The organism is Streptomyces sp. NBC_00094 (assembly GCF_026343125.1).
In the GTDB taxonomy this organism is placed as follows: domain Bacteria; phylum Actinomycetota; class Actinomycetes; order Streptomycetales; family Streptomycetaceae; genus Streptomyces.
Genome location: NZ_JAPEMB010000001.1, coordinates 3,479,092 through 3,492,883 on the forward strand (window position 1 = coordinate 3,479,092; position 13,792 = coordinate 3,492,883).

The 13,792-nt window shown below is 72.1% G+C and carries 12 protein-coding genes; 6 read left to right on the forward strand and 6 right to left on the reverse strand.

The features are described from left to right. Positions 1-59 precede the first annotated feature (59 nt). Complete coding sequence (locus OG580_RS15020; RefSeq protein ID WP_267044180.1) at positions 60-926, reverse strand: hypothetical protein; 867 nt, start codon at positions 924-926, stop codon at positions 60-62. 82 nt (positions 927-1,008) lie between these two features. Here OG580_RS15020 and OG580_RS15025 point away from each other — a divergent pair, with 82 nt between their 5' ends. Both OG580_RS15025 and OG580_RS15030 read left to right on the forward strand, forming a co-directional pair. Beyond that, positions 1,009-1,791, forward strand: coding sequence for an SDR family oxidoreductase (locus tag OG580_RS15025; RefSeq protein WP_267044181.1), 783 nt, complete (start codon positions 1,009-1,011; stop codon positions 1,789-1,791). Between the two features lie 209 nt (positions 1,792-2,000). Next, entirely contained in the window at positions 2,001-3,572 is a 1,572-nt protein-coding gene (locus OG580_RS15030) for a sodium:solute symporter family protein (RefSeq protein WP_267044182.1), read from the forward strand. On the opposite strand, the gene OG580_RS15035 is transcribed toward OG580_RS15030, so the two are convergent. Beyond that, complete coding sequence (locus OG580_RS15035) at positions 3,557-4,675, reverse strand: ADP-ribosylglycohydrolase family protein (protein ID WP_267044183.1); 1,119 nt, start codon at positions 4,673-4,675, stop codon at positions 3,557-3,559. The genes OG580_RS15030 and OG580_RS15035 overlap by 16 nt on opposite strands. A gap of 165 nt (positions 4,676-4,840) precedes the next feature. On the opposite strand from OG580_RS15035, the gene OG580_RS15040 reads away from it, so the two are divergent. Further along, positions 4,841-5,911, forward strand: a complete 1,071-nt coding sequence (locus OG580_RS15040; RefSeq protein WP_267044184.1) for a tyrosine-protein phosphatase — start codon at positions 4,841-4,843, stop codon at positions 5,909-5,911. A gap of 3 nt (positions 5,912-5,914) precedes the next feature. Here OG580_RS15040 and OG580_RS15045 read toward each other — a convergent pair whose 3' ends face one another. From OG580_RS15045 to OG580_RS15055, 3 genes are all read right to left on the reverse strand, one after another. Then, complete coding sequence (locus OG580_RS15045; RefSeq protein WP_267044185.1) at positions 5,915-8,500, reverse strand: bifunctional FO biosynthesis protein CofGH; 2,586 nt, start codon at positions 8,498-8,500, stop codon at positions 5,915-5,917. An 83-nt stretch (positions 8,501-8,583) separates the two neighbouring features. Further along, a complete protein-coding gene (locus tag OG580_RS15050; protein WP_267044186.1) occupies positions 8,584-9,417 on the reverse strand; it encodes an LLM class F420-dependent oxidoreductase in 834 nt (277 codons plus the stop codon). A 57-nt stretch (positions 9,418-9,474) separates the two neighbouring features. Further along, a complete protein-coding gene (locus OG580_RS15055; protein WP_267044187.1) occupies positions 9,475-10,137 on the reverse strand; it encodes a hypothetical protein in 663 nt (220 codons plus the stop codon). A 116-nt stretch (positions 10,138-10,253) separates the two neighbouring features. On the opposite strand from OG580_RS15055, the gene OG580_RS15060 reads away from it, so the two are divergent. From OG580_RS15060 to OG580_RS15070, 3 genes are all read left to right on the forward strand, one after another. After that, entirely contained in the window at positions 10,254-10,994 is a 741-nt protein-coding gene (locus tag OG580_RS15060) for a GNAT family N-acetyltransferase (RefSeq protein WP_267044188.1), read from the forward strand. Between the two features lie 168 nt (positions 10,995-11,162). Beyond that, positions 11,163-11,630 carry a carboxymuconolactone decarboxylase family protein gene (locus OG580_RS15065; RefSeq protein WP_267044189.1) on the forward strand — a complete coding sequence of 156 codons (468 nt, stop codon included), beginning with the start codon at positions 11,163-11,165 and terminating at the stop codon, positions 11,628-11,630. Between the two features lie 68 nt (positions 11,631-11,698). Next, the gene (locus OG580_RS15070; protein ID WP_267044190.1) at positions 11,699-11,914 is read left to right on the forward strand and encodes a hypothetical protein; all 216 of its coding nucleotides are present in this window, start codon (positions 11,699-11,701) and stop codon (positions 11,912-11,914) included. Between the two features lie 104 nt (positions 11,915-12,018). On the opposite strand, the gene OG580_RS15075 is transcribed toward OG580_RS15070, so the two are convergent. Then, positions 12,019-13,584 (reverse strand): APC family permease, encoded by a 1,566-nt coding sequence (locus OG580_RS15075; protein ID WP_267044191.1) that lies wholly within the window; start codon positions 13,582-13,584, stop codon positions 12,019-12,021. Positions 13,585-13,792 lie beyond the last annotated feature (208 nt).

Below are 13,792 nucleotides of genomic sequence, written 5' to 3' on the forward strand. Positions count from 1 at the left end.
CGCGCGGAAGCGCGCCCGCGCGGAAGGATGCCCGCGCGGAAGCATGCCCGCGCGGACGCTCAGCGCAGCTCGTCCACGTACCGGTCCGTCCCCGGCACCGTCGGGATGAAGGGCGCCACCAGCTCCACCCGGCCGACGTCGCCCCCGAGGGTTTCCAGGTCCGCGAAATGCTCCGCCCAGCACTCCCGCGGGTCCCGCTCCAGGAACCAGAGCAGGGTCAGCCGGGTGTCGACCCCCTCGACCTGCTTCACGTACGTCATCCGGTCGCCCGGCAGCGGGGTCGGGCGGAAGGCCGTCACCATCGCCGCCGGTGAGCCGGCCAGCCGCCGGGGCAGCTCCCGCGAGCGCAGCCGGTCGAGCAGTTCCGCCCGCGCCTCGGGCCCCTCGGCGTCGACGACCTGGAGGATCAGCCCGGCGTAGGGGTGGTCGAGGGCGTGGAAGTCGCGCGGCCCGCCCGCCCCGTCGCGGTAGACGGTCGCCTCGTGGTCCTGGAAGGCCGTGAAGACGTGCGTACGTTCCTGGTGGACGCGGGCGTCGCGGTTGAGCCGCTTGTTGATGGCGACGGTCCACTTCATGTGCTCGTCGTAGCGGCCTTCGGTGACCCAGTACGTGGAGAGGTAGCAGCCGGCGGTGACGGGCTGCGCGACGGCGGACTTCTCCGGACGGCGCAGCTCCTGGAGCTCGCGGGTGGCGACCCAGCGGCGGCCCGCGTACATCCAGGGCATCGCCATGGCCCCCGCGTAGTAGTGATCATCTTCGTACCAGCGGTTGTACGCGTGCTCGTGGCCCGGGTGCGGTTCGACCATGGTGATCAGGGCGTGGCCGGGGCGCACGCCGTACGGGCCGACGGCGGCCAGCTCCGCGTAGGTCTCACTGTGGGTCTCGCTCGCCGCGCCCTCGGCGTTCGCCTCGTTCGTCTCGCTCACTCGCGTGTCCCTTCCCAAGTCGGTGACGGAGACCTACTCTGACGGACCGTCAGATGCTTCGCCAGGGTCGAGGAGGGTCCGGATGCTGCTCCAGGGGAAGACGGTCGTCGTGTCGGGTGTCGGGGCCGGGCTCGGTCACCGGATCGCCGAGACGGTGGTGCGGGACGGGGGGAACGCGGTCCTCGGCGCCCGTACCGAGGCGAACCTCGTCAAGTCCGCCGCGGAGATCGACCCGGAGGGGCGCCGTACCGCGTACCGGGTCACGGACATCACCGACGAGGAGCAGTGCGCGGCGCTCGCGGCGCTCGCCGTCGAGCGGTTCGGCGGGGTCGACGCCGTCGTCCATGTCGCCGCCTGGGACTCCTACTTCGGGGGCCTGGAGGACGCCGACTTCGCGACGTGGCAGGCGGTCCTGGACGTGAATCTGCTCGGTACGCTGCGGATGACCCGGGCCTGCCTGCCGGCGCTCAAGGAGCGCGGCGGCTCGGTGGTCCTGATCGGTACGCAGTCGGCGATCGCCGCCCCCTCGCAGGTGCGGCAGGCGGCGTACGCGGCCTCGAAGGGGGCGCTGACCTCGGCGATGTACTCGCTCGCGCACGAGCTGGGGCCGCACCGGATCCGGGTCAACACCGTGCTGCCGGGGTGGATGTGGGGGCCGCCGGTGCAGGCGTACGTCTCGTTCGCCGCGCACACCGAGGGGGTGCCGGAGGCCGAGGTGCTGGCCCGGCTCACCGAGCGGATGGCGCTGCCGGAGCTGGCGACGGACGGGGACGTGGCGGAGGCCGCGGCCTTCCTCGCCTCGGACCGGGCACGGGCGATCACGGGCCAGTCGCTGCTGGTCAACGCCGGGGAGCTGATGCGCTGACACCGACCGGAGCCCCCTCCGGAACCCTCTCCGGAGCCCCTCCAAAGCCCTCTCCGGAGCCCCTCCAAAAATTCATAGATGTGAACAGGGGTCAGTAAACAGAACGATTTTACTGTCCCTTGACCCTCCATTGCATTGTCCCTGCCTTGCAACTCGCCACACGATGAACGGCGTTCACAAGGCGGACCGGACCCCTTGGAGGGGGCTCAATGAACAGTCTCGACTGGGCCGTGCTCATCGGCTACTTCGGCGTGATGGTCGCGATCGGCGTCTGGTCCCACAAGCGCGTGGACACCGTCTCCGACTTCTTCACCGCCGGCGGCCGGATGCCCTGGTGGCTCTCCGGCATCTCCCACCACATGTCGGGCTACAGCGCCGTGATGTTCACCGGCTACGCGGGCATCGCCTACACCTACGGCGTCACCTCCTACGTCACCTGGTCCTTCCCCATCGCCATCGGCATCGCGATCGGCGCCCACCTCTTCGCGCCCCGCCTCAACCGGCTCCGCTCCCGCCTCCGGGTCGCCTCCCCGCTCGAATACCTCAAGGACCGCTACAACCTCCCCACCCAGCAGGCCCTGGCCTGGTCGGGCGTCCTCCTGAAGATCGTCGACGTCGGCGCCAAGTGGGCCGCCATCGCCACCCTCCTCTCCGTCTTCACCGGCATCTCCCTCAACCAGGGCATCCTCATCACCGGCGTCGTCACCGGGATCTACTGCACGGTCGGCGGACTCTGGGCCGACGCGCTCACCGAACTCGGCCAGTTCGTCATCCAGCTCCTCGCCGGCATCGCGATGCTCGTCGCCGTCCTCGGCAAGCTCGGCGGGTTCAGCGCGCTGTGGACCGTGTGGGACCGCCCCGAGCTCCAGGGGCACACCGCGCCGACGGCCGGCCCGTACACGCTGACCTTCCTGCTCGCGTACCTCTTCATCAAGACCTTCGAGTACAGCGGCGGCATGTGGAACCAGGCCCAGCGCTACATGGCCACGCCTTCCGCCCGCGAGGCCACCCGCTCCGGGCGGCTCTCCGCCGTCCTCTGGTTCGTCTGGCCGCTCGTCCTCTTCTTCCCGATGTGGGTCGCGCCGCTGCTCGTCGACCCGCAGAAGCCCGACGGCTCCGACGCGTACGCCCTCATGACCGAACAGCTCCTGCCCCACGGCCTCCTCGGCCTGGTCGTCGTCGGTTTCTTCTCGCACACCATGGCCATGTGCTCCTCCGACGCCAACGCCATCGCGGCCGTCTTCACCCGGGACATCGCCCCCGTCCTCAGCAAGGCCGCGCGGAGCTGGACGCAGCGGGCCGGGCTGCTCGCCGCGCGCTGGTCGACGATCGCCTTCCTCGCCCTGTCGATGGCGGTCGCCACCCAGGTCAACTCCCCCACCTTCAAGGACATCATCACCGTCGTCATCAAGTGGGTGGCCGGTCTGATGGGCCCGATCGCCATCCCGTTCATGCTGGGCCTGCTGAAGACCTTCCGGAAGTCGGGGCCGACGGCGGCCCTCGTCTCCTGGGCGGCCGGGCTCTTCGTCTTCTGGCTCACCAACTACGGCCTCGACGGCATCGAGCTCCAGATCCAGATCGTCTCGCCGCTCGCCACCTCCCTCGTCCTGTACGTCCTCATCGGCCTCGTCAGGCCGGAGGACACCCCGGAGCGGGACGCGCTCCTGCACCGGATCGGCACGGACCCGGACGGGGACGGGGACGGGGACGGGAGCGACGGCGTCGCCTCCGTACCCGCGCAGGGCGGCGGCGAACGAACCGCCGATCAGCCCCTCGGGTAGCGCGTCAGCCAGCCCGGTGAGGCCTCCGTGGCCGAGTGCAGGGCGGCCCCCTGGGTCATCTCCATCGAGAAGTCGTCCGCCAGTTCCAGGACCGTCGCACGGCCCTCCAGTTCGGCCAGCCAGGCCGGCGGGAGGGCCGTCTCGCCGTGCAGGGCGCCGAGCAGCGCGCCGGTGAGCGCCCCGGTGACCGACGAGGGCCCGTCGTGGTTCACGGCGAGCCGCAGCCCGTGCCGGACGTCCTCGCCGACCAGGGCACAGTAGACGGCCGCCGCCAACTGCCCCTCGGCCCCGTCCTCGTCCGCCCCGAGGGCCGCCACGCGCTCCGCGTCCGGCGCCCCCTCCCGTACGGCTCCGAGGGCCGCGGTGAGGGCCTCGGTGACCGGCTCGTGGCCCGGGCGCTCCGCGAGGTGCTCCAGGGCGCGGGCCACCGCCGCCTCGACGGAGCCGCCGCGCGCGAGCCCGTGCACCGTGACCGCGAGGGCCCCCGCCGCCAGGGTGGCCTCGGGGGCGCCGTGCGTCTGCGCCGCGCACTCCACCGCGAGCTGGCAGACGAGCTGCGGCTCCCAGCCGACGAGCAGCCCGAAGGGGGCCGAGCGGACGAGCGCGCCGGCGTCGGCGGCCCCGGGGTTCTTGGGCTTGTCGAGGGTGCCGAGGAGGTCGTCGCCGAAGCCGGTGAGGCAGGCGCGGGGCGGGTTGCGGCGGGTGTAGAGCCACTCCTCGCGGGCGAGCCAGCCGTTGTCCTTGCGGCGCTCGTCGGGGCCCCAGTCGCGCTGGGTGGCGGCCCAGCGGAGGTGCGCCCGGTGGACGTCGGTGGGCGGGTGCCAGGCGCCGGTGTCGCGGCGCACCTGGGCGCGGATCAGTCCGTCGACGGTGAACAGGCTCATCTGGGTGGCGGCGGTGACGGCTCCGCGGCGCCCGAACGCGGGTGCGGGTTCGGTCAGGCCGTCGGGTCCGTGGGTCTCCCGGAGCTCCGCGAGGGTGAGTCCGTCGGCCCCCGCCCCGAGCGCGTCGCCGACGGCTCCGCCGAGGAGACAGCCCCGTACGCGGGCCCGGAAGTCCTGCTGTTCGGCACGGCCCCACACGGCTGCGGCTGTCGTGGCCACGACGTGACCTCCCCCGGTCGGCGGTTCGCTGACGGTTCCTCGCCGCACTGTAATCGACCGGGTACGCCCGTCCGGGGGCCGGAACGTTATGTGATCCGACGCCCTTCAGGCCGCTTTTGACCGCAGTTCACCCGAGGTTCGGTTGCGACTTGAACGATCCACGGCATGAACCTCGTGACACGAGTCAAGACCGTCTCGACCGCGGCCCTCGCCGCCGCGCTGCTCGTCGGCATCACCGCGCCCGCCGCCTCCGCGCACCCGCACTCCCGGTCGGACCACCGGATCCCCTTCACCGCCGCGACCGTCACCGAGAACGCCGGCGGCACCTACACCGTCACGTGGTCCGCCCCCGGCGCCCGCGGCGTCGCGATCCGCACCGACGGCCGCACGGTCGCCCGCGGCGGCGCCACCGGCTCGGTCACCGTCTCCGGCCTGGCCGCCGCCGACCGCCGCTGGTTCGACCTCGTCCCCGAGCGCGGCGCCCCGCTGCACCTCGCCGACCGGCTGATACGCCTCCAGGGCACGGTCAACTTCCGTGACGCGGGCGGCTACCGGACCCGCGACGGCCGGTGGGTGAAGATGGGCGAGGTCTACCGCTCCGACTCCCTGGAGAAGCTCACCGACGCCGACCTCGCCACGCTGAAGCGCCTCGGCGTCCGCACCGTCTTCGACCTGCGCATGGAGTCCGAGCGGACCACCGCCCCCGACCGCGTCCCGGTCGGCGCCACGCACGTCGTCGCCGACGTCCTCGCCGGCGCCGGCACCTTCACGTCGATGCCGAAGAGCCCCGCCGAGGCCGAGGCGATGATGGTCGAGGGCAATCGCTTCATGGTGAGCGGCGACACCGCCCGTACCGCCTACACCGCCGTCTACGACGGCATCGCCGACGACGACCGCCGGGGCGTCCTCTTCCACTGCACCGCCGGAAAGGACCGCACGGGCTGGTCGAACGCGGCTCTGCTCACCGCCCTCGGCGTCCCCGAGGAGACGGTCATGGCGGACTACCTCGCCAGCAACGCCTACCGGGCCACCGCCAACGAGGCGATCCTCTCCCACCTCCCGGCCCAGCAGGCCGCCGTCTACAAGCCGCTGCTCGACGTCCGTCCCGCGTACCTCAACGCGAGCTTCGCCGAGGTCGAGGAGGAGTACGGCTCCTTCCGCGCGTACCTGCGGAAGGGCCTCGGCATCGACCAGCAGGAGCTCAAGGAGCTGAAGAAGGACCTGCTGGTCGGCTGAGCCTCACTCCGCCGGCAGGACCGGCAGCAGTTCCGGGAGGTGGCCGTCGGAGGCGGCCGCCGTCCGCTGCCGTTCCTCCGGGACCTCCCCGTAGAGGGTCGTCCGGGGCTTCGCCGGGCGGCCCGCCGCGTCCGCGATGGCGACCAGGTCGCGGACCGAGCGGTACGAGCCGTAACTCGACCCGGCCATCCGGGAGATGGTCTCCTCCATCAGGGTGCCGCCCAGGTCGTTGGCGCCCGAGCGGAGCATCTCGGCGGCGCCCTCCGTGCCCAGCTTCACCCAGCTGGTCTGGATGTTGGGGATGTGCGGGTGGAGGAGGAGCCGGGCCATGGCGATGACCGCGCGGTTGTCGCGGGCGGTCGGGCCGGGGCGGGCGATGCCCGCGAGGTAGACGGGCGCGTTGGTGTGGATGAAGGGGAGCGTCACGAACTCGGTGAAGCCTCCCGTCTCCTGCTGGATGCGGGACAGGGTCCGGAAGTGGCCGAGCCAGTGCCGGGGCTGGTCCACGTGCCCGTACATCATCGTCGAGCTCGACCGGATGCCCAGCTCGTGCGCGGTGGTGACCACCTCGATCCAGGTGGCGGTCGGCAGCTTGCCCTTGGTGAGGACCCAGCGGACCTCGTCGTCGAGGATCTCGGCGGCGGTTCCGGGGATCGAGTCGAGCCCGGCCTCCTTCGCCGCCGTCAGCCACTCCCGGATCGAGAGGCCGGTGCGGGTCGCGCCGTTGATGACCTCCATCGGGGAGAAGGCGTGCACGTGCATGCCGGGGACGCGTTCCTTCACCGCGCGCGCGATGTCGAAGTAGGCCGTGCCGGGCAGGTCGGGGTGGATGCCGCCCTGCATGCAGACCTCGACGGCGCCGACCTCCCAGGCCTGCTGGGCGCGGTCCGCGACCTGGTCGAGGGAGAGGGTGTACGCGTCGGCGTCGGTGCGCCGCTGGGCGAAGGCGCAGAAACGGCAGCCGGTGTAGCAGACGTTGGTGAAGTTGATGTTCCGCGTGACGATGTACGTGACGTCGTCGCCGACCGCCGCGCGGCGGACGTCGTCCGCGATCCGGGTGAGGGCGTCGAGCGCGGGCCCGTCGGCGTGCAGCAGGGCGAGCGCCTGGGGATCGGTGAGCCTCGTCGGGTCGTCGGCGGCGACGGCGAGGGCCTCGCGGACGTCGGCGTCGATGCGCTCGGGGACCATCCCGGGGGCGGCGGCCTCGCGCAGGGCCTCCCAGTCCCCGTACACCTCGTCGAAGTCCTCGCGCCGGTCGTGCGTGCGGCCCGTGGTGTCGACGGTGCGGTGCAGGTCGGTGCGGCCGGTGGCGGTGAAGGCCTCGTCGGGCTCCTGCCAGGGCAGGCCGCGCACGGGTGCGTCGGGGTCGGCGAGGCCGGTCTCGGGGTCGGCGAGGGCGCGGACGTGCGGGAGGAGCCGGGGGTCGAGCCAGGGTTCGCCGCGCTGGACGAACTCCGGGTAGACGCAGAGCCGTTCGCGCAGCTCGAAGCCGGCGGCGGCCGACCGCTCGGCGAGTTCGTCGATCTGCGGCCAGGGCCGCTCGGGGTTGACGTGGTCGATGGTGAGCGGGGAGACGCCGCCCCAGTCGTCGATGCCGGCGGCGATGAGCCGCTCGTACGCGGAGTCGACGAGGTTCGGCGGGGCCTGGAGGCAGGCGGAGGGGCCCATGATGAGCCGCGCGACGGCGACGGTCGCCACCAGGTCGTCGAGGTCGGCGTCGGGTGTTCCGCGCATGGCCGTGTCCGGCTTGGCGCGGAAGTTCTGGATGATCAGCTCCTGGATCGAGTGGTAGGTCCGCGCCACGCGCCGCAGCGCGAACAGCGACTCGGCGCGCTCCTCGACGGTCTCCCCGATGCCGAGCAGCAGGCCGCTCGTGAAGGGCACGGAGGACCGCCCGGCGTCCTCCAGGACCCGCAGCCGCACGGCGGGTTCCTTGTCGGGCGAACCGTGGTGCGGACCGCCCGGCTCGCTCCACAGCCGGGTCGCGGTCGTCTCCAGCATCATGCCCATGGACGGCGCGACGGGCTTGAGCCGCTGGAAGTCGGTCCAGGACAGCACGCCGGGGTTGAGGTGCGGGAGGAGTCCCGTCTCCTCCAGGATGCGGATCGCCATGGCCCGTACGTACGCGATCGTGTCGTCGTACCCGTGGGCGTCGAGCCACTCCCGCGCCTCGGGCCACCGGTCCTCGGGCTTGTCGCCGAGGGTGATCAGGGCCTCCTTGCAGCCCATCTCGGCGCCGCGCCGGGCGATGTCGAGCACGTCGTCGGGCGACATGAACATCCCGTGGCCGTCCCGGCGCAGCTTGCCGGGCACGGTGACGAAGGTGCAGTAGTGGCATTTGTCCCGGCAGAGACGGGTGAGCGGAATGAACACGCTCTTCGAGTACGTGATGACCCCGGGCCGCCCGGCGGCCTCGAGTCCGGCGTCCCGCACCCGCCCGGCGGACGCGACGAGATCCGCCAGGTCGTCCCCTCGCGCCCGCAACAGCACGGCGGCCTCGGCGACATCGAGCGCGACCCCGTCCCTGGCCCGCTTGAGGGCGCGGCGCATGGCGTTCTCGGTGGGACGTGCTGCCTGGTGATCCGTCATGAACCGAGCATACGAGCGGGTGGGGCGGGGAGGGTTCGGGTCCCCGGAGGAAGGTGGACCTCCCCGCCCACGGGGGCCGCCGCTCAAGCGAACCGCGCGTACCGGTCGAGGACCCTCAGGACCTCCGTCTCGTCGCCCGGCGGCAGCTGGAGGACGGCCTCGTCGCAGCCCAGCCCTTCGAAGTGCGCGAACTTGCCGGCGTTCGGGAGGACCGCGTACGGGACCACCTGGAGGGCCTTCGGGTCGCGGCCCGCGGCCTCCCAGGCCTCGCGCAGGACCGGGAGCGACTCCGTGAGGCCCCGGCCGCCGATCGGCATCCAGCCGTCCGCCTCCGCGACGATCCGCGCGAAGAGCTTCGGGCCCGCCGCGCCGCCGAGGAGGATGCGGGGCGCACCGCCGCGCACCGGCTTGGGCCAGGCCTGCGAGGCGCGGACGGAGCGGCCGAACTCCCCTTCGTACGCCGTGGGTTCCGGCGCCCACAGGGCCCGCATCAGGGCGAGCCGGTCGTGGGTGAGCTCCCGGCGGGTCGCCCAGTCGACGCCGTGGTCGGCGGCCTCCTCCCGGTTCCAGCCGTAGCCGACGCCGAGGGTGAACCGGCCCCCGGAGAGGTGGTCGAGGGTCGCGATCTGCTTGGCGAGGGCGATCGGGTCGCGCTCGGCGATCAGCGTGACACCGGTCCCGAGCCCGAGGCGCTCGGTGACGGCGGCGGCCTGGCCGAGCGCCACGAAGGGGTCGAGGATGCGGCCGTACTCCCGGGGCAGCTCGCCGCCCTGCGGGTAGGGCGTGGTCCGCTCGACGGGGATGTGGGTGTGCTCGGGGAGGTAGAGCCCCGCGAAGCCGCGCGCCTCCAGCTCGCGCGCGAGCCGCACGGGGGTGATGGTCTCGTCGGTCAGGAAGATCGTGGTCGAGATCCGCATAGCGGCACGGTAGGGGGTGGAGCGTGGTTTTCCGAGGGGCACGACACGGGTTGTCCGTCAGTCACGGACCGAGTCCACGACCCTCCGCTCCCCCGCCAGGTCGCCGTACCCGCCGTGCTCCCAGACCTTCTCGCGGAAGCGCTGGAGGCTGAGCGGGGTGCGGTCCTCGCCCGGGACGTCCTCGAAGTGGACCGTGCCGCAGCGGTGGCAGTACCAGCCGTGCGACCAGAGTTCCTCGGCGTGGTGGCGCCTGCGCGTCAGGCGGGCGAAGGTCGCCCGGCGCCGCAGCATCACGGCGAACACGAGGACGGCGGCGAGCAGCGCGAACGCCGAGATCCAGCCCAGGAAATCGAGGTCCGGCGGAGCCGCGGCGGGCACCTCCGGCGCGGACCAGCCGCCCGGCCACTGCGACTCCTGCGGCTCGTCCGCGGGCTCGTCCCTGAACCACTTGCCGGCGAGGACCCCGCCCAGGAAGGTGCCGATGGAGACGGCCGTGGCGAGGACGCCGAGGCAGCCGATCGCGTACGTCGGCGGTGCCGGCATCGGCGCGAGCGCGTCGGAGAGCCCGGTGGACACGGTCCGTGTCACGGTCCGCATGTCGCCGTCGCTGTCCCGCTCACGGCTGGTGACCGCGTCCCGGCCCGCCAGGTACACGGCGGGCACGGCCTGCACCAGGTCGTCGCGGTCGCAGCTCGGGCAGGTGTACCTCGTGCGGCTCATGGATCCCCCTTCGTCCCACGCCTGCAGTGAGTGACGGGATCATGCCATCGACGGTTCCGTCCTGTCCGCCGGAAAAACCGCCTGCGCCTTCCCGCCCCGCCCTCTACCGTGGCCCGGTGCTGCAGCGAATCGAGACGTTCTACGACGCCGTCCCCCGTTCCTCCGCCCGCGCCGAGGCGCACGGGCCCCTGACCCTGTTCGTGCAGGAGGGGAAGGGCTGGCCGTACTACGCCCGTCCCGCGCTCGGTCACGCCGGTGAGGTGCCGCTCGACGCCGTGGAGGCGGTACGGGCCCGGCAGCGGGAGCTGGGGGTGCCCGAGGCCTTCGAGTGGGTCGCGGAGACGACCCCGGGGCTGCGGGCCGCCGTGGAGGCGAGCGGCCTCACCGTCCACGAGCACCCGCTGATGGTCCTGGAGGGCGACGGGCTCGCCGTACCGGACCCCGAGGGGGTCACCGTGCGGATCGTCGACGCCGACGACACCGCCCTGGAGACCGCCGTCGCCGCCCCGTACGCCGCCTTCGGGATGGACCCGCAGCCCGGCACCGCCGAGCGGATCGCCGAGCGGATCGCGGCCGGCCTGACCCGGCTCGCGGCGGCCCTCGACGGCACGGGCGGCGCCCTCGCGGCCGGGCAGCACCAGCCCGTCGGACCGGTCACCGAGGTCGTCGGCGTCGGCACCGTCCCGGCGGCCCGCCGCCGCGGCCTCGGGCTCGCGGTGACGGCCGCCCTCGTCGCGGACGCCCGGTCCCGGGGCGCGGAGCTCGTGTTCCTGTCGGCGACGGACGCGGACGTGGCCCGGCTCTACGGACGGCTCGGCTTCCGCACGGTCGCGACCGCGCTCATCGCGGAGGCGTAGGGCCGCGCAGGGCCGCGCAGGGCCGCGTAAGGACTCCTTGGGGGACTTCCCGGAAAGTCTTTCGAAAAAAGTTCTCCGGTCCTGTCACATCCGCGTCGCCCCCTCCGTCATTGCTGTGGAAGCGACGCACGAGAGACGCCGCACGAGAGACGCCGAGGAGCGATCACCATGGCCCACGAGCCCAAGGCCCGTATGACCAACCCCGCCTACGTCCTGCCCGACGCCGGAGCGGCGATCATGGACCTGGTGAAGGCCGCCCGCCAGGGCGGGGTCCCCGAGTCCACCCTGGAGCTCGTGCACCTCCGGGCCAGCCAGATCAACAACTGCGGCTTCTGTGTCGACTTCGGCGCGAAGAGCGCGCGGAAGCACGGGGTCAGCGACGAGAAGCTGTTCACCGTCGCCGCCTGGCGCGAGACGCCGTACTTCTCCGACGAGGAGCGCGCGGCCCTCGCGCTCGCCGAGGCGGCGACCCGGCTCGCGGACGCCTCGGACGCGGTGCCGGACGAGATCTGGGACGCGGCGGCCGACCACTACGACGAGAAGCAGCTCGCCTCGATCGTGCTGATGGTCGCGGTCACCAACCTCTTCAACCGCATCAACGTCACCGTCCGGCAGCCGGCCGGCGTCGCCCCGTAAGCGGTACGGGTCCCACGGGCCGCCCCGGTCCTCGTAACCGGATCCGGGCGGTCCGCGTTGGAGCGGGCATGAAGAGGATCCTCACCGCAGCCGCCCTGACCGCCATCGCCGCCGCGGGTGTCGCCGGCGCGACCGCCGGAACCGCCGCCGCCGACACCGGCGGCGTGAACCTGCCCTCCGTCGTCCCGCTCAGCGGCGTCCTGACCCCCAAGGCGAAGCCCGCCGGCACCCCCGACCTGCCGCCCGCGAACGCGGCGGTGGAGCGGCTGATGCCCGGGCACTGAACCGCCCGGGAAACGAGGACGAAGGCGGCGGGACCCCCCACGGGCCCGCCGCCTTCGCGTTTCGGATGACTCAGGTCGTACGACTCAGGAACGTACGAGCGTCGTCAGTCGGCGACCACCAGCGACGGGGTCTCCTTCGTCAGGATCTCGCCCCGGAAGAACGCCGGGCTCTTCCGCTGCATGACCAGCATGATCACCACGCCGAGGAGCAGCAGCCCCACCCCGATCACGAAGACCGAGCCGACGCCGAGGACGGCGGAGCCGGAGCCGTAGGCCGGGTCCCACATGTCGTACAGCGTCTTGCCGAAGACGGCGGTGAGCATCAGCCCGCCGAGCAGCGGCATCAGGCCCTTGTAGGCGAAGTCCCGGCCGGTGCGGAAGAGCTCGCCGCGGAAGTACCAGACGCAGGCGAAGGCCGTCAGCGCGTAGTAGAAGCAGATCATCAGGCCGAGGGCGTAGATGGTGTCGACCAGGACGTTCTCGCTGACCAGGGTCATCACGGTGTAGAAGACGCCGGTGGCGACGCCGGCCACGATCGTGGCCTTGCCGGGGGTCTTGAACACCGGGTGGACCTTGGTGAAGGACTTCGGCAGCGCCTCGTACGTGGACATGGCGAGCACCGTGCGGGCGACCGGGATGAAGGTCGTCTGGAGGCTCGCGGCCGCCGAGGCGAGGACCGCGACGAAGAGCAGGATGCCGAGCGTCGGGCCCATGACGGGGCCGGCGAGGGCGGCGAAGACGTTGTCGGAGGTCTCCGGGTTGGCGAGGCCGAGGCCCTCCTCGCCGGAGCCGACGACCATCTGCGCGGCGATGCCGGTGGCGAGGTACGAGGCGACGAGCACGACCATCGCGATGAGCGCGGCACGGCCGGGCGTCTTCGCGCTGCCGGTGGTCTCCTCGTTGGTCGCCATGCAGGCGTCCCAGCCCCAGTACATGAAGATCGAGAGCGAGAGGCCGGCGGTGAAGGCGGCGAAGGACTGGACCGCGAAGGGGTTCATCCAGGACCAGGAGAAGGAGACCGAGGTCTCGAAGTCGCCGGCCTTCGACAGCGCCATCGCCACGAAGACGACGAGGACGACGAGCTGGAGGCCGACGAGGGCGTACTGGATGCCCTTGGTGGCGGTCATGCCGCGGTAGCTGATCGCGGTGGCGACGGCGATGAGCGTGAGGCAGGTGGCGATGTGGACGAGTTTGTTGTCGTCCAGGGCGGCGATGGACTCACTGCCGCTGATCTCACCCGCGAGGAGCCAGAAGTAGGAGGTCGCGACGCCGGCGAGGTTGGAGAGCACGATGATCGTCGCGATGACGAGGCCCCAGCCGCACATCCAGCCGATCTTGGGGCCGAAGGCCTTCACGGTCCAGGTGAAGGAGGTGCCGCAGTCGGGCATGACCTTGTTGAGCTCCCGGTACGCGAAGGCGACGAGGAGCATCGGGAGGAAGCCCGCGAGGAAGATCGCGGGCATCTGCAGGCCGACCTCGCCGGCCGTGGAGCCGAGCGTCGAGGTCAGGCAGTAGACGGGGGCGACGGTCGAGATGCCGATGACGGCACTGCCGAGCAGGCCGACGGAGTTGCCGCCGAGGCCTTTGGTGCGTACGGCCTGGGTGCCGCCCGGGGCGTCAACGCCCCTTACCGTGTCTCCGGCCTGGGGCCGTGCATCCACCTGAGTCATGAACAGGACGTTAAACGCTGCGGTTTCCACATCCGGAAGATCAGACTCCGCTCACCTGATCGATCATCGCCTTACATTACGCGGGTCGAAGGGGACACCCGCCAATGATTGAAAGATCGACGACCGACACGGGCCGACCAACTGGTAGGTCGGTCGGCCCGTGTCCGATATACGGGAACCGCAGCTGTACCCCAAATGTCCGGTTTCA